20 protein-coding genes are annotated in these 19,120 nt (G+C 62.3%); 7 read left to right on the forward strand and 13 right to left on the reverse strand.

Annotated features, from left to right (window positions below):
* Nucleotides 1-427 precede the first annotated feature (427 nt).
* Nucleotides 428-697, forward strand: coding sequence for a hypothetical protein (locus tag AB0J47_RS22720; protein ID WP_364349587.1), 270 nt, complete (start codon nt 428-430; stop codon nt 695-697).
* A 557-nt stretch (nt 698-1,254) separates the two neighbouring features.
* Nucleotides 1,255-2,013 (forward strand): hypothetical protein, encoded by a 759-nt coding sequence (locus tag AB0J47_RS22725; RefSeq protein ID WP_364349590.1) that lies wholly within the window; start codon nt 1,255-1,257, stop codon nt 2,011-2,013.
* Between the two features lie 113 nt (nt 2,014-2,126).
* On the opposite strand, the gene AB0J47_RS22730 is transcribed toward AB0J47_RS22725, so the two are convergent.
* The 6 genes from AB0J47_RS22730 to AB0J47_RS22755 form a co-directional block, all read right to left on the reverse strand.
* On the reverse strand, nt 2,127-2,582 hold the full coding sequence (locus AB0J47_RS22730; RefSeq protein WP_364349158.1) for a YbaB/EbfC family nucleoid-associated protein: 456 nt from the start codon (nt 2,580-2,582) through the stop codon (nt 2,127-2,129).
* The gene (locus AB0J47_RS22735) at nt 2,575-3,255 is read right to left on the reverse strand and encodes a hypothetical protein (RefSeq protein ID WP_364349161.1); all 681 of its coding nucleotides are present in this window, start codon (nt 3,253-3,255) and stop codon (nt 2,575-2,577) included. Before AB0J47_RS22735 ends, AB0J47_RS22730 begins: the two co-directional genes overlap by 8 nt.
* A gap of 133 nt (nt 3,256-3,388) precedes the next feature.
* Entirely contained in the window at nt 3,389-3,745 is a 357-nt protein-coding gene (locus tag AB0J47_RS22740) for a hypothetical protein (protein ID WP_364349164.1), read from the reverse strand.
* Nucleotides 3,742-5,808 carry a hypothetical protein gene (locus tag AB0J47_RS22745; RefSeq protein ID WP_364349167.1) on the reverse strand — a complete coding sequence of 689 codons (2,067 nt, stop codon included), beginning with the start codon at nt 5,806-5,808 and terminating at the stop codon, nt 3,742-3,744. The genes AB0J47_RS22740 and AB0J47_RS22745 overlap by 4 nt, the downstream gene beginning before the upstream one ends.
* Entirely contained in the window at nt 5,805-6,086 is a 282-nt protein-coding gene (locus tag AB0J47_RS22750; RefSeq protein ID WP_364349170.1) for a hypothetical protein, read from the reverse strand. Before AB0J47_RS22750 ends, AB0J47_RS22745 begins: the two co-directional genes overlap by 4 nt.
* 427 nt (nt 6,087-6,513) lie before the next feature.
* On the reverse strand, nt 6,514-6,789 hold the full coding sequence (locus AB0J47_RS22755) for a hypothetical protein (protein ID WP_364349173.1): 276 nt from the start codon (nt 6,787-6,789) through the stop codon (nt 6,514-6,516).
* Between the two features lie 1,134 nt (nt 6,790-7,923).
* Here AB0J47_RS22755 and AB0J47_RS22760 point away from each other — a divergent pair.
* The 3 genes from AB0J47_RS22760 to AB0J47_RS22770 all read left to right on the forward strand — a co-directional run bounded on the left by AB0J47_RS22760 (nt 7,924) and on the right by AB0J47_RS22770 (nt 11,334).
* On the forward strand, nt 7,924-8,244 hold the full coding sequence (locus tag AB0J47_RS22760) for a hypothetical protein (RefSeq protein ID WP_364349176.1): 321 nt from the start codon (nt 7,924-7,926) through the stop codon (nt 8,242-8,244).
* 8 nt (nt 8,245-8,252) lie between these two features.
* Entirely contained in the window at nt 8,253-10,430 is a 2,178-nt protein-coding gene (locus tag AB0J47_RS22765) for a hypothetical protein (protein WP_364349179.1), read from the forward strand.
* Between the two features lie 94 nt (nt 10,431-10,524).
* Nucleotides 10,525-11,334: a hypothetical protein gene (locus tag AB0J47_RS22770; RefSeq protein WP_364349182.1), complete on the forward strand. Its 810-nt coding sequence runs from the start codon at nt 10,525-10,527 to the stop codon at nt 11,332-11,334.
* 14 nt (nt 11,335-11,348) lie between these two features.
* Here AB0J47_RS22770 and AB0J47_RS22775 read toward each other — a convergent pair whose 3' ends face one another.
* Nucleotides 11,349-11,954, reverse strand: coding sequence for a DUF3558 family protein (locus AB0J47_RS22775; protein WP_364349185.1), 606 nt, complete (start codon nt 11,952-11,954; stop codon nt 11,349-11,351).
* Nucleotides 11,951-12,349: a hypothetical protein gene (locus AB0J47_RS22780; RefSeq protein WP_364349188.1), complete on the reverse strand. Its 399-nt coding sequence runs from the start codon at nt 12,347-12,349 to the stop codon at nt 11,951-11,953. The genes AB0J47_RS22775 and AB0J47_RS22780 overlap by 4 nt, the downstream gene beginning before the upstream one ends.
* A 215-nt stretch (nt 12,350-12,564) precedes the next feature.
* Between AB0J47_RS22780 and AB0J47_RS22785 the strand changes: the two genes are divergently transcribed.
* Both AB0J47_RS22785 and AB0J47_RS22790 read left to right on the forward strand, forming a co-directional pair.
* Nucleotides 12,565-14,238 (forward strand): hypothetical protein, encoded by a 1,674-nt coding sequence (locus AB0J47_RS22785; RefSeq protein ID WP_364349191.1) that lies wholly within the window; start codon nt 12,565-12,567, stop codon nt 14,236-14,238.
* A complete protein-coding gene (locus AB0J47_RS22790; protein ID WP_364349194.1) occupies nt 14,238-14,999 on the forward strand; it encodes an ESX secretion-associated protein EspG in 762 nt (253 codons plus the stop codon). The genes AB0J47_RS22785 and AB0J47_RS22790 overlap by 1 nt, the downstream gene beginning before the upstream one ends.
* An 18-nt stretch (nt 15,000-15,017) precedes the next feature.
* Here the strand turns inward: AB0J47_RS22790 and AB0J47_RS22795 are convergent, their stop codons facing one another.
* From AB0J47_RS22795 to AB0J47_RS22815, 5 genes are all read right to left on the reverse strand, one after another.
* On the reverse strand, nt 15,018-16,910 hold the full coding sequence (locus AB0J47_RS22795) for a PQQ-binding-like beta-propeller repeat protein (RefSeq protein WP_364349197.1): 1,893 nt from the start codon (nt 16,908-16,910) through the stop codon (nt 15,018-15,020).
* A gap of 421 nt (nt 16,911-17,331) precedes the next feature.
* The gene (locus AB0J47_RS22800; RefSeq protein ID WP_364349200.1) at nt 17,332-17,754 is read right to left on the reverse strand and encodes a DUF4254 domain-containing protein; all 423 of its coding nucleotides are present in this window, start codon (nt 17,752-17,754) and stop codon (nt 17,332-17,334) included.
* 240 nt (nt 17,755-17,994) lie between these two features.
* Nucleotides 17,995-18,192 (reverse strand): hypothetical protein, encoded by a 198-nt coding sequence (locus tag AB0J47_RS22805; protein ID WP_364349203.1) that lies wholly within the window; start codon nt 18,190-18,192, stop codon nt 17,995-17,997.
* A gap of 2 nt (nt 18,193-18,194) precedes the next feature.
* Entirely contained in the window at nt 18,195-18,905 is a 711-nt protein-coding gene (locus tag AB0J47_RS22810; protein WP_364349206.1) for a hypothetical protein, read from the reverse strand.
* The gene (locus tag AB0J47_RS22815) at nt 18,896-19,117 is read right to left on the reverse strand and encodes a hypothetical protein (RefSeq protein ID WP_364349209.1); all 222 of its coding nucleotides are present in this window, start codon (nt 19,115-19,117) and stop codon (nt 18,896-18,898) included. The genes AB0J47_RS22810 and AB0J47_RS22815 overlap by 10 nt, the downstream gene beginning before the upstream one ends.
* Nucleotides 19,118-19,120 lie beyond the last annotated feature (3 nt).

Raw genomic sequence — 19,120 nt, forward strand, 5'->3', positions numbered from 1 at the left:
GTTGCCGGGTGCCCGGTCAGTTGGTTGGTGCCGTCCGGAGTCGAGACGTGGTGTGTTGCTGGTGGTTTCACGTGCGGAGGGCGTTGACGTCGTCCGATCCGGTGTGTCGATGCTGCTGGATGATCGAGGAGTATCGCCGGGGCGCTGTGAGGTTGTGGCGCGATCGGTCGCGGCGGGTGTGTCTGATCGGGGCGAAACCTCCGAACGCTGGGGGATGTCGGTGGATGTCCGAGCCGGACTTGCAGGCGAGGGACGGTCGCCGCCGGGGGTGGCCGCGTTGGAGACAGGTGTCGCTGTCCCATGCGCGACTTGTCGGTCCGGTGTGGGTGGCGTGGTTGTCGCCGACGATGCCTGTCCTGCGGCGCCACGGTCAAGGGCTGAGTGCCCTCCGGTATTGCTAGCGGGGGCGGCAGATGGGTCGGAGGAAATGGAACGGCTGTCGGCGGTGTGGCCGGGTCCTGCTGAATTGGATTGGGCCCCAATCGGATTGTCATGGCCGACGGCAGTGGAAGTCGGACCGTGGGTTTCCTGGACTCCTGTTGTGGTCGCGGCGGCCGACGAGGTCGTTTCCGAGTGCGTTGGGCTGGACGAGGACGCGGTGTCGGTGTGGGTTTGGTTCGTCGGTGTGGATGTGTCGGCGGTGGAGGGGCGCTCGCTGCCAGCGGTGACCGGGGGTTCGTGGGAGGAGTCGGTGTGAGTGCTGGCTGGGGTCGTGGTGCCGGTTGATGATCCGGTGTCGACATGTGTAGGGACAGCTTCATGTGGTTTGGCGCGACCGAATCCAGCGCCTGCGCCGTCGGCGACGGTGCTGAAGTCGACGTGCCCTCCGGACGTTGCGGCAGCGGCCGCGGTGTTGCCGGCGATGTTGCCGGGGACTGCACCCACGCCGCGGGTCAGCACTCCACCTAGCGAATTCGATCCGAGGTCGGTGCCCACCGCACTGGCCAGACTCTGGCCAGACTTCGCCGCGATCGGCCCGGCCACCGCGCCGGCAATGGCGCCTGCGCCGGCGGATCTGCCAACGGAGCCCAGGTCGAGGCCGTCGCGATTGCCTTCAGCGATCTGGACACTCTGGGCGGCCAGATCCGTGCCCGCGCCGAAAGCCGTGCCGAAGGCCGAGCCGCCGGCAGCTTCCGTACTGACTTTGAGAGCCAGTCTCGACGCCGCGTCCGCGCCCAACTTGCTGGCTGCTTCCAAACCGACCCGTTCGGCGAGAAATGCCGCGCCTTTGGCAGCGAGCTTGTCGATCAGCTCTTGCACCGTCTTACGGATGATGAGCTTGACGGCGGCAGCGGCAGCGACATCGACGAGCTCACCGATACCGGGCACGAAGGCTATCGCCAACATCGCGGCCAACGAAAAGTAGATCGACAGCTTCGCGTATTCGATATCGGTGGCACCGTGTTCGAGTTGCTGGGCGAAGCTGTCGCAGGCATTGATCAGGCCCTGCAGATCGCTGCCGTCCCCGCCGGCGACATCCTGCCAGTACGTGGACATCGCATCGTGGATCTTGCCGTCGATAGCCGACAAAGCGGTGTTCATCGCTTGATCGGCAGGACGCTGCAGTTCCCGCAGGGCATTGGCCATGTTCGACCAGTGTTCGGCTGTTCGGCGCATGGCGTCTTCGTCGCCCTCGGGCCAATGACCGACAAGGAAGTCCTCCAGCCATCCCAGCGGGCCCGGAAGATGCGGAAACCACAGAGTCACAGGTCTCTATCCCTACAGTGGCCGGTACTGGTCGGCGTTGTGTTGATCTTGGTTTTGCAGGCCGTTGGCGGTGGTGGTGATGCGATCACCGGTTGTCTTCAACTTGGTCGCCAGGTTCGCCAGCGCGGCAAGGCATTCCCCGACGCTGCCCTGGCCGTCCCCCTGCGGATAGTTCTGCTCGAACTGTTGTCCGGGCTTGTCCTCACCCCAGCAGCGTCCCTCGGACTGGATACCCTGCCGAAGCGTCTCCAAGGCCGTATTCACATCGTCGCCCAGTTGCTCGAACTGCGGCGATACCGCGCGTAACCGGTCCGGATCAGCCCACAGTTCAGCCATGTTCGCTCTCCCTCATCAGGTTTCGGACAGTCTTCGACTTCGACGCTGCGGCAGCGCCTTTGGTTCCAGGGATCTATGTCAGCTCAACGGGATTGCTCGGGCGGCGGCGATGTCCGCGACAGCACCGCCTGCAGATCCCGCAAACTCGGTGCGCCCGGAATGATTTCGTTGAGATCGGCCATACCGTCCACGATCGACTTGAAGGGCGCCAGCACCTTCTCACGGGCTGCGGCTGCCGCCTCGACCGCGCCCCGGATCGCGGCATTGAGATCCTCGGTCAACTGCTGCGGTGTGCTGCGGCGGTAGGCGTCATCGGCGATGGTTATCTCTGTGACCATCCCGGATGAGTTCACCGTCACCCGCGCGAGATTCTTCGGTGTGGTCGCATGGATCTTCATCGCGGCCAGCTTGCGCTGGATCTCGCCCAATTCATCGATCTCACGGTCGAAGTCGTTCTGGATCGCATCCAATGCCGAACGCAGCCCAGCGTTGGCCGACCGGATCTGCTCCTGTTCCCATCGCTCCACGAGGTCACTCACCGTCGGATTCTGTTGCGAGACGATTGCTTTCGGCAGCAGTCCACTCATGCCACCAATCGGCCAGGTTCGAGCCACGCAACTCCATGTTCGGGAAGCTTTCGCGGTTGACGATCACCCACGTCCGCTCCTGCGTGCATACCTGCTCGAGCACTTCCCGGCCCGAGACCGTCCGGCGCAGCCACGGATTGACATCACTGGGCAACATGCCCGCAGAGGTATGAACCTCCAAGAGCATGGAGTCCCGTACGGCGTCCAGCGGCAAACCCCGCTGTCCATCTGGATCATCGGCGGGCAGAACCACGATGAGCTCACTGCGGCTGAACGCGTCGATGAATCGACCGATGTTGTTGAACCCGTACTCGACTCGCCACATCACCAACTCGAACTCGTTCGCGATGTCCCGACGTGCGTACTGCGGAGTCGGTATGAAATCCGGATTCAACCAGGTCTCAGCGAATCCGCCCTTGTCGTCGGCCAACCAGCCACCGATCACATTGGTCTGCTGGATCGCCGATTTGTCGGCGGTCGGGTCCACGAAATGCTGCCACTTGCCTGGATTCTCATGTGCCCATGCGACATCCGCGTCCGTCGGCTCGGGCAAGACCTGGGTATTGTCCGCCAGATAATCGGAAATATGGAGCTTGTCCTGTTTAGCCCGCTGGCTCAGATTCACAACCGCCCCCTACCACTCGTTCGGGCCGTGATGGACACACGTGGACGTCCCGGCCGGATCAACTCGCAACCTCATCTCCCGAAAACCAAACACCTTGTTGCGCAGGCGAATAGAACCGCCCACTGATAGAGCCCTAGATCAGCCAGGACTTCGGTGAGCCATAACCTTCTTCCCTGGCCTCGTCCTCATCGGTCCAATCGGTCGGCATCACGTAGTTGTCCCTGCTGTTCTTGCGCCCGGCCGCCCTAGCCCGGTCGGCGGCTTCGCGTAACAGTCGATCATGCTCGGCACGGGCCTCGTCAGCCGCTCGTTGTTCCGGGGTCTGCTGGTGCTGTTGTTCGCGCTGAATCAGCTCTTGGCGGACGTCGTCGAAAACCTCGGCACCGCTACGAGCGGTCCGCGCATCGGCGTCGAGAAACCGGTTGAGAACCGTGCGTGAAGCCGCTGTGTAGTCGGCGACAATTCGGTCCATCTCGGCCGCGTAGTTCATCTCTTATCGTCCATTTCGATCTCGATCTTCACGCCGTCGTCACGTGGAACCGGTGTTGTCGCGGGCTCGGGTGCCGACGCCGGATCGGTAGGCGCTTCGACATCCGAGGCCACTTGTGATCCGCTGTCCAATGGCCCAGCCGTTGCCAACACGGGACCGAGGGTCGTTGCGCCGTCCGGTCCGGGTGGGGCGTCGAGTACCCCATCGAAACCCGGAGAGGTGCTCCACATCGGTTGTGGTAGCACGAGTCCGGTGGAGCTACGTTCGTCGCCTGTTGTGCTCTTGGCTCCGGCGGCGCTACTTCCAGGCATGCCGCTTGTCGTCGATCCCGTGGTTGTCTGCGATCCGCTCGAGGACGAGCCGGACGTGGAATCGGTTGCCGCAGTGTGCGATGTCTGCTCCACTGACGTTCCCGACTGCGTTACCGGTACAGACGGTGTTGCCGTTGGCGCCTCCACCCGCGTTGTTGCCCCGCTGCCGGCTGTGGATCCGACTGCGGGGGTCCCGGAGTCGGGGGTTGTTGAGGGCGTTGTCGTCGATTCCTCACTCGGGGTAAAGAACGGCACGCCGTCCTTGATCCCCATCGAGTACTGCTGCGACTTTCCGTCGGGTCCGGTGATCTTCGCGGTGACCGGACCGTCGGGTGCCTGCGTCACCGCCATACGTTGCCCGGCAACAGTGAAGTCCGCCAGCGTCCTCGATCCGGATGTCTCGCTCGTGCCGGCAATCGTTGATCCCGTACCGGTCGTTGCGCCGCTGAGCCCGGTCAATCCTTGTTGGACGGTGGTCCCGAGCTGGCTCAGACCCTGCTGCACTGTCTGTCCGGCCTGGCTGGCTTGGCTGGCGAGGCTCGTCAGCGTCTGCAGCGGATTCGTTTGCGAAGTGGTCGAGGTAGCCGATGTGGGGATTGTTGATGTCGATTGGGGCGTGGTCTGCGATGTGGTCGAGTTGACCCCCGCAGTCTGGACGCCGGTGTTTACCCCACCAGTCTGCGACGTGGACGATTGCGTAGGTGTCTGCTGGTCCTGCGGTTTGGGAAACGACTTGGCATCGTGGTTGTCCAGCAGGTCCATCACCGGCTGATAGGCGCGGCGAATGTAGTAGTCCGCCAGCGCGCACTGATGGATGAAAGCTTTGAAAGCCTCTCGCACCGCCGGGCCGAAATGACCGGTCAGCCATTGTTTGCAGGCATCCCGTATCTTCTGGGAGCCATCGCTGGTGCCAGGGCCGACGTTGGTCAGGTGAAACTGGTCGGCTGCCTTTTGGTTCGTGTCCCCGTAAAGATAGCCCCAGGTGGTGCTTTCCGACGCCACGGAAATGATTGTGCTCACAGGGTCTTCGCCACCGGCTAGTCGCATGGCGTGCCCAGCGACCGGACATTGGGAGCTGTCGAACGCGGCGACGAAATTCGCCTTGTCCCTGACGATCTGCAGTAGTACGTCCGGTAGGCCATTCATGGCTGCCGCAACCGATTGCAGGTACTGGCTCTGCTGATCGGCGTGCGCGTGTAATCCGGCCAGATAGTCCTGAGCGGCTCCGCCGGCGTTTCCCTGCCATGCCTCTGGCACCGCGTCCTTGACGCCGGCCAGGTCGGTCGTGATATCGGTCGTGCTGGGGTGAGAATCAGTCCCAGAGGAGGCACCGTCGAGCGCTGTGGCCAGACTACGCAGGCTATCGAGCTTCATGCTGCGTTGCTGGTCGTAGTACGTCCCCTCCAGGCGACGCATCTCGTTGTTCGGATCCTTGATGGTGTCGATGCGTTCACCGCCGACCGCCGTACCGTCGACAGTCAGCGGCTCGACGACGATGCTGTCGAACCCCGGCAGCTTCAACACATCCCACACACGGTGGTAGCGCACGAGCGCCAACCGGAACCACTCGAGCCCGGGAGCGGCCTGATCCAGCAGTTTGTTGACGTCGGAATCGGTGAGTTTGGGCTTGTCGTTCCAGATCGCCTTGTCGAAGACGCTGTTGCCGTCTTCTTTGAGGAAACGCGCAAGGTCCTGCTGCGCCTTGTTCAGGTTGGCTTGATACTGCTGCTCATACTGTTGGGGAGTCGTCATGCCGATCCCAACTGGCCCTCGGCTGCGGCAATCTGGGCCCGATGCTCCTGATCGGTGGTCACCGTCGTAGTCACTGCCTGCCGCAGAACCTCCACCGTAGCGCCGGAAGCCTCGGACCACGACTGCAGCATTGTGACGAGCCCCTCGACTCCCGCCGCGAGTTTCTGTCCCTGCTCCAGATAGTCCTGCCCGGCATGAGCTGCCTCGAATCCAGCACCCGCGATCCGCGTCGCGTGTCCCTGGGTGGCATCAACGGCCGGCTCAATCGTGCTTGCCATACCAAGCACCGACTCTGGGACGAAAAGCACTGCCCCTCCTCATCTTCCGATGTCACCCCACAGAAAGCCAACCCATCGAAACCGGCCAGCTTCATGATCATGACACACCCGGAAGGAAGCGCTCGATTTGAAAGACGTTGCTTTGCAATGTCTTTACCCATGTATGGCAGCAGGCGTGGATTCGGTGGGTAACCATCTGCCGTCACCCAGGATTACGCGCCTCGGCGTTGAGACCCCCGACCGGCAACACCGGCCGCCTGGCATAGTGGCAGAGGCGTGGATCCGCTAGCCACAACTTCGACGAGTACTCTTCGTAGTTCGCTGCGGCCGCGCACCCCAGCAATCGCCGCGGCGAGCTGCTGGCTGTTACTGCGGATCTCGGCGAGTTCTCGCTGAAGTTGCCGCTCCCATTCCTGGATGTCTGTAGTCACTGCGAGCGGAAACCTTTCCCGGTGGGAACCGAGTACACCACGTCGCCGGGTTCGATTCGAGACGACACATCGGCGGAGAAGACCAGCGAGAGCTTGCCCGGCGCGGTCTGGTGGAAGTCAAGCGCTTCCAGGACTCCGCGGTAGGTCGTTCCGTCCTTCTTTTGCAACTCGACCTGTTGGTCCACCGCGAAGTCCCCGACGGCCCGACCGACGACGAACGGATTCGATCTGAAACTCACCGGGAAGATGTCTTCAACATGGAATTCGCTCATTGCGCTCGCGACGATACAGATCGCGATGATGCAGGCCGACCTGGCGGCAATCCCGGACGAGGACGAGATCGCGGCGAAGCGGGTGGTTCGTGACGAGGCGGTAGCACGATTGTGTACGGAGTTGGCGTCTGCTGAAAGTTCCACCGCCGAGACACAATTCGCATCGGAACTTGTCACCGGGATCGAAAGAGCTCGACCTTCCGCATGTACCCGTCAGGATCCTCGCTGATCCACCACCGGTTCGGGGTGCTGGGCCGAACTCACCCCAACAATGACTGGTTGTGCTGATCGCTGCAACTGCCCTTCGGACTGCTGCTGCACCTCGTGAAAGTCCATTCGGAACGATCGTGCAGCCACGGAGCGAGCATGCTGTGGCAGCCGTGTCCCTATTCAAGCTTCCGCGACCAGGGCGTATGTCGATCGACGCGAGGGGGACCGGACGTACGGAGCTGGGACGTTGATGTCAACGTCGCGGGCGATGGACCCGCCGCAGCTCGGGACAAGCCTCGATCAAGCAGCGGCATCCTCAGGGACGGAATGGTGATCGGATATCCGGTCGACTGGCGGCAGTTCCGTTCGGCACTGCCGTGGCCGACTCGCGCACTGGCCGCAGCCTCCATGGTGCACCGCAGTGTTCTCCCGGTTCCGGCCGGAAGATTCGGTGTCGGCGTGGGTGACCAACCGCTATGGCGGCTATCTCACGGGATTTCTGGTGGATCCGCATGCGCGCAAGGTATTCGGCTTTGAGTCAACAGCATTCCGGCTACCTGGATGCCGCAGCGTTTCGCGGATCCGCCACTACGGGCGGCTCCCGCTGCCGCATCTGTGCAAATAGAGTGAGCGGACTCGAAAGCCATACGGCACAGCCTATCTCGCATGGCGTCTTATGCCGCTCGATTCAGCGTGGACTCGTCAGGTTCCGCCATCTCGAAGCACATGACCCAAATTGAGCGCCAGTCAACAGAATCCGATCGGCGGCCGTTCAATTGCGCTGGCAGCGCTCCTACGTCGGACCACCTTCGATGGTCATGAGTCGACTTCGGTGGGTGCCTCTGAGTTCGCGCTCGCGACCATCGGGTTCGGTAGAGTGCTGGGGGTTCAACCTGGATAGTTCCACTGTTGACTGGGGGGCGTATGGGTACGTTCAAAGCTGATCTGGAGCAGCTGGGGAAGCTCGGAACAACACTGCACAATCTGGCTCGTGAGGCCGAGGGCGCCAAGCCGAAGCGAACCGCGGAGGTCGGCTCGCCTGAGCAGTTGCAATCTGTGGGTGCCGGGTTGCTGCTCGAGAGCGAACAACTTCTCGGGGTTCTCATCCCAACGCTCAAGGAGCGTCTGAGCGAGACCGGTGATGTGATGGCTAATGTTGCCCAGCAGTTCAAGGACGCGGACGAGAGCAACGCCGGCAACATCATGGATCTCTATCGCAAATCCACTGGCGACTGGACGGCGTAGGGGCGGGGATGACTCTGAAAAGCTGGATCGAGAACACTGATCCATCGAAGCTGATCGCACTCGGTGACTCGTGGATCACTTTCGGCACCGACCTCGAGCACCTCTTCGACAGATACGTCGACGCCGTCACGAAGGTGAACGGCGCTTACTGGGATGGCCAGTGTGCTCAAGCGGCGCAGGTCCGTGCGCAAGCCGACCAGAAGACCATGCAGGCGCTCGCCGACAAGATCAATGCTGTCGCGCAGCGCGTTAAGCAGGGCTATGACGAGATCGATGCGCCGCTGCGGCGCGCGCGGGGAGCGCTGATCGAAGCGGCTCATCGTGGCTATGTCGTTACCGACACCCTGGCGTTGAGCATTCCTCCTGGGAAGTCGGTCACTGACGAGGACAAACAGGCACTTCTTGTCCTGCAGGACGAGCTGAACGACGCTGTCCGTTCCACTGTGCAAGCCGACAGTCAGGTCCGCGACGACCTGAACAGCGCCCGCGCCGAGCTCCGCGCAGCCTTCATTGCCACAGCTGCGCTCGGTGTCGACCAGGGTAAGGCGGACGGGGCGAACCTGACGGACAGCCCGATGCGCTTGGGACCGGACGGCGTGCAGCGCTTGATCGAGGCAGGTCAGCTGACACCGGAGCAAATAACCGCGTTGCAGCGTGGCGACACAGCGACGATCCCGGCGTCACAGATGGAGTACTTGACCCAGATCAATCGGTCTCTGGATAGCAAGAGCCCGCAGGAGATCGAACAGATCATGGCCAAGCTGCCACCCGACGGACAACGGGCACTGGCGAATTCATTCCAGATCGTGTCGAGCGAGAAGATCAATGCCGGTGTCACCAACGATCCAGCAATACCGAAGCACGGCGGCGCGGACCAACTGCCGAAGCAGATCCAGGCGTCACTGACACGAAAAGACTTGGTAGTAAACCAGTTCCACAACACAGCCGGTGGAACAACCCGCAGCATCGAGTTGAACGGCGTCGCCGACAACCAGGCCATCGCCAACATGGTCAGAGTCAGCGATCCTCAACTCAGGAACGGGTCCGCGATCGATAGCGAACTGCTCGATGTCGGTCGACAATATCTTGGCGCGCAGGTCAACCATGAACAGTTGCAGCACAGCGCGCTGACGTCGTTCACCGTCGACGGCAAGGGGGCAAGTGATACCTCCGCGATTACCGAGGGAATCTTCAACGCGGTGGGACAGGACAAGGTCGCTGTCGAGTCGGTTGTCACCGGCGCAAATGGCAAGGACTTCGTGTCCGATGCCCTCAGCCACCAATGGCCCGACAACGGGAAAGCGGTGTCCTCGCTGTTCACCTTCGGGGACAAAGACGCCACCATCGAGGACTCGGGGAACCCGGCCGATGTGCAGTCCGCGATGCGCACCGGCCGGATCATGCAGTCGGTAGCCGAGGCAACCAGCACCGACGAGGCGTGGAAGTTGTTGTCGAATGTTCCCAATACCGACGGCCAGTCGGCCGGGCAGCTGAATCCTGATCTGCTGCAATCAATATCGAAGAGCATGTCACCGTATGTGCCAGACCTGGCCGGCGCTGACCAGCCCGACAAGCCCGGCTTCAACCTGCTGCGCTCGGACCACACGTCCTGGGCTGACCCTAACGGTAACAACAGTTTCAGCGGATCGGCCAACATTTTCGCTTTGATGAATACCGATGAAAGAGCGGGCGAGCTGTTCAATGGGGCCGCGGTGGCTGAAGTGCTGCGGCAGGAAGCCAAGTTCGGGGCAGACCCGACCAACCCTGATGCCGGTGGCTGGTTGTCGACGGCCGGTAGGCTGCATGGGCTCATCGATAAGGGCAACATGATCGAGGTTCAGGATCAGTACGACGATCAGCATGCGCAAGAGGAAGCGAGCTACAAGCGGAAAGCGGCATGGTTCGATGCTGGTAAAGCGGCGTTCAGTTTCGGGTCCGGTTTTGGTGGTACCACCGAGAAATTCGCATATGCCCTCGTCAACGGCAGCGGGGACTCGCTGAAGGACGCATTCACCGGAGGTCGACCGGGTCCCGCCGCGCTTGCTGGCCTGTCAGGCGCCGATTTCTACCGGGACGACTACGCCATTCTCAAGGCGCGTCAGGACATCGGGCTTTCCTTGCCGCATATCCCTTCTCAGCAGTCGTGGATGTTGGACGGAAACGGGCAATTGCTCAACTACGAGTAGATGCGAGACAAGCTCGGAAATGACCCGCAACGCAAGGATGCGTTCGAATGGTTGGTCACTCAAATGGGAGGAGGCGACGGCCATCAGATCCGCAATGGATACTCCGACGTGGTTCGTAAAGATGGGTGACCGTCGCAGATTCGGCGTCGCGGTGGTTGCGGTGCTGGTGTTATCGGCGAGCTGCTCAACCACTGACGACGCCAAGCAGATGCCCGCAACGCCCACACGCACGAACCTGGAGTTGATCAACTCCGACGTGTGGTCCGCAGACCCGGGAGTCGACCTGTTCAGCAGAGGTGCCGAGTTGGTGCGCGCGACCGTCGAGTCAGGCGATCTCACGCTGTTCGGTGGAATCGACGTAGCATTCCCGGGATATGCTGCCGCCTTTGAATCGCCTCATGATCCCGGCAATTACGATATCGAATCGACCTTCTACTCTGACCACGGGACGTTGCCTCAGCAGCGGAGGACGGAATATCTTCACATTACGAGCTACGTCGCTGACAGTCATAGAGTTTCTGCTGTTGTGTGCCGGTTCTACACCCGGCCGGGGGCTATCCCGGGGGAGGAAAGCAGTGCGCACACGTTTTGTCAGGGAGTTGCTCTTGAAAACAGTGGGACCGACGCCGGGGCGCATGGTCGGCGCGATGAATCCGTGGAAAACGACACCGCTGGCGGAGGCAGGGTTCCTGCGTGGAATGTGTTTGGAACCTGGAGGATCAAGAAAATAAAATTCCTGGGCGGAGACGAAACTCCGGACAGTTGCTTCACCTGGTGGAGCGAAAAGTTTCCCTATTTGATTCGGATAGGGGCCAGGAGGTTTTACGAAGTAGCGCCCGGTGCCACGATGCCGACGGAGTCGCTGGCGAAACAGTATCCGGAATGGATCGGGCCGTCCTCGTGATAAGCCGGTGTGAACTATTTGGCGGGCAGGGCTGACTCGACGATCGTTGCGATCTCCTGGGCGTGATCGCACGCGTTCCAGTGTGTGAGCGCTAGGGTGCTGCTCACTGACATGTCAATCGTCGCGTCCGGGCCGGTCATGACGACGTAGCATGCTTCTGCTGCGGGCTCGCGGTAAGTAATCGCCTCGCGGTCGTTTACCTTTATTTCAGTCGCTGCGTTGCCTTCGCGTCTGCGGAACTCGTCGAGGGTCACGTTGGTCGAAGAAATCGTCAGGGAACCCACTCTGCCCGTCTTCCCGTGCACATCCTCCTGACGTTCGAAGGTGCAACTAATGAACGCGTAGCCGTCATGAACCTGATCGGCACGTTCACGGGTTTTAGGGACGAACCCCACTTTAGTGATGGTGTCGTCACCGATTTCGAAACACGGATCGAACTTCACCGGACTGCGGGAGTTATGAGGTTGATCCGGGGCAGGTTTGACGACTACAGCGATGCTTGGTCTTGCTGCGATCGATGTGGTCGCGCCCGTCGGTTCGCTCGCGTTGTTGCGACTCGAACAACTGGCAGCCACGAGGGCGCTCATGGCCACCGCCACAGCGATACTGGTGTGTTTCACAGCGTGTCGTCACCCATCCCTGACAGATCTCCCGCGATCTTGACCCTGTTCGCGTTGACCTGATCGGCCTCGGAGATCAGCCGACCGGCGCGTAGGTATGCTTCCTGCAGCCGCATCGCTCCATCGATCAACTGGTTGATCACCTTGATCCCGTCGGCTGCTTTGTTCGAGAAGCCATCTTGCAGTTGGTGCCCGGAGGGGAAGCCACCGAAACCCTTGGCATCCTTCACCGTGCGGAGCTTGTCACTGATCTTTTGCAGTCCGATGATCATCTGGTCGTACAGTTGGACTGCTTCGTGGACTGCCTGGGGATCGAATGCGATTTCGCCTGCGGCCGCCGCGTCATTGAATGCTTTGATCTGAGCTTGCCCGTAGTCGATGTTCGTCGTGCTCACCGCTGCCCCCAATCTGCCAGCTTCCGAAGAAGGTTACACGAGCCGACATCGGGTTCGGGCGCCTGACGTTCACTCTGACGGCTGTGGTCGGCGAGCGCATCTACCGAATGCCATGGGAGAGATCGGCATTGAGCGTCAGCTGGGAAGATCTGCTGGTAGTGGTCGTGTTAGGCTCCGAACGGACCGATCGGTGATGCCTAGGGGGAATGACCGCGATGGGTGATCAGGACAAGCCATCCACGGCATCGATTCCCGGTCTTCGGGATCTGTTGGACCAGCGCGACGTCCAGGTTGCTACGCAGAGGTCAGCCGATTCGCAATCACGAGCGCGACGCGATGACGCGGAACTCAGCAACCTGGGCGCAGGCGCTGACCCGGATTACGTCAACACCGAAGAGCACTTCGAGGGCATGACTCTGGAAGCCATGTACGCCGCGGTCCACGGTGATGCCGCCGGTATGGGTGGCTTGGACGCGACGGGCCTCCAGACGATGCGCAGAACATGGTTCGAGTGCTTCTCCGAGCTCGCCAATCTGTCGACGTTCAACCTGATGGGGCTGAATCGGGTCTTCGGCAACGGGCTCTGGCAAGGCGCTAGCGGATCAGCGGCTCAGAATGCCTCGCAACAGTATTCGGCCGTTGCCAACCAAGTCGGCCGGGTGTTCGAGACGATGAGCCAGCGCCTGGATTCCCTCGGGTGGGCTGCGGAAGCTGTGCGCATCGCCGTCCCGGCTCCGCCGTCGTCAGTAGTCGATGGGCTCGATCCGGATAATCCTGCGCAGTCGGTGCTGCCCGCCCTGATCAACCCTGAGTACTCCGATCAGGTCGATAACGCGCGTGAAGAGGCCCGGCAAGCCGCTATCAGGGCGCTGAACAGTGTGTACAAAGAGACATTCCCTCCGGCAGGAACCGGGGTGCCCACCTATGCGACCGTGCCGCAGCTCGGCACGAATACAGACCCCGGCGGTATCGCCGCGAACCCCGGCGGCGTTGACCCTGGGCTCAGCGGCACCGACCTGAGCAAGTCCGGCGATCCATCTCGCCGTGATGCCACCGCCGGACCGACCACGACTCAGCCATCGAGCACGGCAGCAACCGACACGAGTCCTACCGGGATTCGCACCCCGGACCTGACCGGCAGTACTCCCAGCACCACAACCGCCCCCGCCAGTGTCAGCAGCGGGCCCGGCGCATCCGGAGCTTCTGTGCTGACCGGACTGGGGCGAGGGGCAAGCAGTCCCGGTGGGGCGGGCACGACCCCGCGGACGGGTGGGCCTGGGTCCTCGGTTCCAGGAGCACCGGGGGCCAGCACGCCTGGGTCGGTTGGCTCTGCCACAGGGGCAGCGGCAGCAACTCGCGCTGGAATAGGCACCTCTGGGCCGATGGCACCGGGCGCGGGTGCTAGACGCAAGGACGGCGAAGGCGATGGCGAGCACCATGCTCCCGACTATTTGCGGGGAGTCGCCTCGGACTGGACAGAAGGTCTGGACACACCCGTCGAAGTAATCGGCGACGCCGGTTATCCCGACGCTGATCCGTACGCCATCGTCGAGCCGATTCCGCCAACACCTGTCCGCACCCCTCAACCGGCAGCGCCGACCTTCGTTGAGGCCGCGCCCGTCGAGCCACGAAACACAGTCGACGCCGCTGCCGCGCCGACCGCGAATACTGTGCCCGTATCGGACTCCTCCGCGACCCCGGACGCTGGTATCGAAACAAAGCCCACCGGGTCGGCTGGGTTCTCCGGGACCGGACCCTCGCTCGATAGCTTGTTCGCCGAATACGGATGGAGCACAGACGATTCACCGGCCCCGCCCACCGTCCTAGATGCCGGAGCACCGACAGAGCCACCTGGGCAGGCCGAGAAGCCAAGGTCGGGCACCGAGTAGTGAAGACCCAGACGGTGTGGACCTTCACTCCGGACGAATTCGCGTGGGTTTGGGCAGAAACCGGACTCGATGAATATCCGGACCCGATCCGGATCCTCGAATCACCCACGACCGCAGACGAATACACGCAGCTGGTACAGCAGATCAGTGCCCGTTACCCACGCGGCCGTGATCCCGATCTGGCCGGACCACTTCGGGTGTTAGCGCAGCCTGAACTGCGGATTGTGTGCAAAGGCCGATCCCTCAACTCCCACAGGCGTGTTCGCTCGCTCGGGGCGGCTACGGCTGACCTCGGAGTTGTTTTGTTCCAAAAGTCCGGTCCAACAGCTGATTTCGGTGGTGACATCAAGCTGGCTGTCACCCAACGGCACAACCTCGCCAAGCATATCGCCGCGACCATGCCACCATCCCCGGCCGGTGCGGCCGGAGCGATGATCGGCTACACACCACGGGTGCGCGGTGAACAGCCGCCGACCTCATGGAAGCCAGCCCCCAACGGTGAGCGCGCCGTCGAGGAACGCATCCGCGGCTTACTGCAGTTGCCCCGAAACGCTGAGGGACACTTCCGGATCCAACGTCACGCTCAGAATCAACGGCCGCACCCTCCGGTGTATCTGAGCTGGATCGACATCCACAACGATCACCCGGTCGCCGGTCGTTATCTCATCGACGTCAACGACAACGACACCACCATCACGCCCGCTTCCCCCGCAACAGTTGCCCGCGAGCTACACCGCCGCGCTGCACTCGACCTCGTCTGAGGACAGTCGACACTGCGTTCATGATGTTGCGAAGCCGATAACCTCGACCCGCGTGCTTGCGTAGCAAACCACCACGACGGCGCCGGGTACCGCCAGTGGCGCACTGCCTTCGCACCGGTTGTTGTCGCGGTCGAGCGAGTAGACCATGGCGGGGGTGCCGTCGGTTCGGTTCCACGAGTGGATCTCGGCGCGGTATTGACCGTCGGCTCCCTCGTAGAGTGTCGCCTCGACGAGTTCGGATGCGAGGAATAGGTCGTTCGCCCTGGTGGCTGGGTATCGGCTGGAAAGACCGGGAAGCTGGTATCTGACTGTGTTTTCGTTGAGTGCCATCACCTGCAGCGCGCCCGAATCGTAGGGCTGTGTCGGGTACTCGGTCAGCACCTCGGGGCCGTTCGGGTCGGCTGCGATCGGCTCCGGGGTATTGCCTGGCAGGATCGGGACGTTCGCGAGGCGATCGGGTCGGTCGACGATGATCGTTCCAGACCCGTGCGGGAAGGATGACCAGTCGACGACGATGGTGTTGGCGAGCGTGTGTGTGAGCACCGTGATGTCGGTCTTGGCCGGTGCCCGGGCGAGCTCACGGGTGCTGGTCACCGCACCGGTCTTCGGGTCCAGGGCGGTCGCGGTGAGGCGGGTCTCGTTGTCGCTCTTACACCGTGCGATCCGATAGATCGCGGTATCGGTGATCAGGATGTTCTGGTTGGGGTCGCTGCATCCTTCGGCAGACCACATCGGTGTTCCTGTGCGGCCGTCGTATCGCACCACGTGTGTTCGGTTGGCAAGTGTCAAAAACTGTGGGGCAGGCCGGAAGTCGAGTGCTCGTGGCAGGCTCCATGGATTCATTTCCGATGTCGACACGACATGGGTGTTCGGATCCGGCGCATTTCGAGCGAAGGCGGAGTCGCTCCATAACACCTGCCCGGTGACCGCGTCGAACGCGATCCAGCCCTTGTTATCCCAGCGCGCGAGTACCACGGTGCCGCCGTCGACCGACCGCAGCGATCCGTGGATGTATTCGACGCCGAGTTGCTCGCCGCGTTGCGCATTGGTGCGCAGGTAGTGCCACCGTGGCACACCGGTGGCCCCGTCGTAGGCAGTGAGGCCTTCGGTCGAGGCGACCACGAAACCGGTGCCCGCCACCACCGTATCCGGGGCGCGACGGTCGTAGCCGTTGTCGGGATATCGGTCGACGGCAGCCATTGGAATCGGCACCCGATAGCGTTCGCTGCCCAACCGTTGCGGAAGCGCCGGGACTTCTACTGCGGCAATGGTGTTGTGGTCGATGTTGGCATTGTCGTCACCCGCGCGGACCGCTGCCCCGGTCACCGCCGCACCGACCACCAGCCCCAGCGACGCCAACCCCACCGAGGTTCGTCGCCTCAGCCGCTGCACATTCGCCGGACGTAGCGTAAGGCCGAGCACGAGCACAGTCCCGGCGAGTACGAGCCCGCTGGCGGCTACTGCGGTAGGCAGCTGGTCGAAGAATGGGTACTCGAATCGGATGCGCCCGTATATGCCGGGCAGGTGGCTTTTGACTGGCAGGACCACCGCCATCGTCGCGGCGAGGAGCGCGGCCAGCGCTAACACGATTGCACGGCCGGAGCCTTCCCGCGCTCGCAGACCTCGGACTACAACGCCAGCCGACACGAATAGCATAAGTGCACCGAGAATCACTGCGGCGGTGGCGAATCGGTCGGGCACGCCATCGATCGGCAGCCGGAATGATCCGAAAAAGTCCTCACCGTCGACCATCCGGTCATCCAGCTCCACCTTCGCCGCGAAAAACCGGCTGTAGAGGCCGAGGATCGTGCCGCTCGCGATAAGACCGAAACCCATGGCACCGGCGGCGGCCGTTAGCCGGGCCAGCCACTTGGGCGAGCCGTTCGTTGTCGACGTGGTGTCGGAATTCATTCTGTCCCCCGATGTTCGAACGCACTGCAGTGCGGTTGTTGAGTTGTGTTGTCCTGCTGCAGGAACCAGTTCTCGGCCGCGGTGGCGAACGCGACGACGTCGGTGCGCCGACCTCGGTCGGAGTCAGCCAGCCTCGCCGAGACCGCATGGGTGGCCAACTTGTCGCCGATATTTCTCGGCCCAAGGGTCATCGGGCAATACAGCCGACTGGTTCCTGGACAGGCTTCGGATCGAGCTCGATGAGGTCTGCAAATCCCGCGTCACTGAACGCCTTGATCTTGGCTTGAGCCCTGAGTCGATATTCGCCGTGATCACCGCTGCCCCCCCATCTGCTCGGTTTCGGAGGAAGAGTACACAAGGCGGGATCGGATGCGATCCAGCAACTTTCGACGGCATCCCTGTCTGATCCGTAGGAGTGCCATTACCGCCCGCGCCTGCGATTCGCCTCGGCCGAATCGACTTCCGGCACCGGGAATGAGAAGTCCGGCATTCGACGCGTTCCAGCCGCGATCTCGAAGCACAGATCGCTGTAGCCCACGGCGAGCTCGGTGAGGCGATGCTGGGTGTAGCGAAATTGCAGTGTCGAAGTGCCCTGCTGGGAGGCGATGCGGGCATCGACCGAGAACTGAGCGAGCCGGTCGATCACCATGCCGACCGTCTCGGTGTGTTGGTACGCGGCATCAAAGGCTGGCGGGTGATCGGTGCTCACCCAGCTGTCGATGCGGGACACCAGTCGATCGCGTTCGCGGTCGATCGCGCCGATATCGGCGCTCTGGTCCAGACGGGCTTCGTGCAAGCTGGCCAGTTCGTAGGCGCCTTGCAGGAGCGGGTGCTGGATGGCCATTGTCCCAGCGCAGGCTTGCAAGATCATGTCTTTGGAAGGCAGCGGCGTCCTCATGACCGCCTCGCCCGGCAGGTCCGCAGACGTGGGCGATAACCGTGACGGAAACCGGTAAGTCGTTGACGCTGTGCATATTTGATCCACAATCTGTCGCAGGAAGTCATACGGTGCTCCGTTCAGGACATGTCTTGACGCAGTCGATGTCCGAATGTTGTTGGCTTGGAATTAATTCCGGGGCGAACCTCAGGCGTCGCTTGCTTCCACCAGGAACGCCGCGACCTGGAGGTGTACGAAGCAGTCGTCGGGCCGGTGCGTTGCGTGGATACGCTGCAGCTGCACTGCCCGGGCGACGGTCAGCTCCATGAGATGGACATGACACCAGCGCTCGGCCAACGTGCCGTCCGCCGCGACGAACTCCTTGCGCTGTGGCGGATCTGGCATCGTCACTGCTCTGTGTGGCTGGCGGCGGTGTCACTGCCGCTAGCCGTGGTAGGGGGTTGCCCGTGCACATCTTCGGTGCCATCCAGTCGCACCGTCTGGGGTGGCAGAGCATCGGCTGCTGTGTCGGGCAGCTGAACTCCTCCAGCCCTGACATCGCTGACCAGCTGGTCGAATGCCTCGATGTGGCAGGACAGCATGTACGCATCACGTTCGCGGTGCTCGGGATCGTTTCGGCGCAGGGTGTAGAGAAGGTATTTCCAGGCCAGCCAAGTCACCATTTCGGCGTACGACAAGGAAGCGAGCGGAGCGCTGGGCTGGACCGCGATCTCCTTCGTGTCTCCTTCGGCTTCGTGGTCGATCAGGAAGGTCAGAATCGACAATTGTTCGTGGACGACATCGGGAACATCCCGGCGATGGTCGTAGATCACGCGCAGGATGCCGATGTACTGGTGGGCGCAGCGCAGCATCACCGTCGTCGGTTCTTCTGCCCCGGCGAAGACCCGCAGGAAGGGTCCGGCATCGGGCAGCGGCTGATCGGCTTGGGTCTCGACGGGTGGCAACGAGAAGGAGGCTGGTGTGCTCGGGGAGGTGCCCAACGCGACGTGGCCCGGCGGCTGGCGGTCCAGTGGCATGAGGAAGTGGCCCTTCAGATTTCGAGTGTCGATAGTCCGCGCGGCGGTTGCGCAGAATGAGTTGAGGAACGTCAGTCCCACAGCGCCGCACATGGCAGCGGTGGTAGGTCGGCAGCCACGTCGTTATCGACCGTGACGGTGAACTCTGGAAAGCCTTGGGCCAGTTCGGCGGCGACGTCGGCGGCTTGCTCGGCCGAGGCAGCGAAATCCAGTTTCAGCGCACCGGATTCGATGTGAATGTGGCGGATGCGACGCGGTGGACGTGGTGCTCGGACGGGCCGAAGCGGTGCCATCAC

The sequence above is a fragment of the Nocardia sp. NPDC049737 genome, assembly GCF_040674755.1.
GTDB lineage: Bacteria > Actinomycetota > Actinomycetes > Mycobacteriales > Mycobacteriaceae > Nocardia.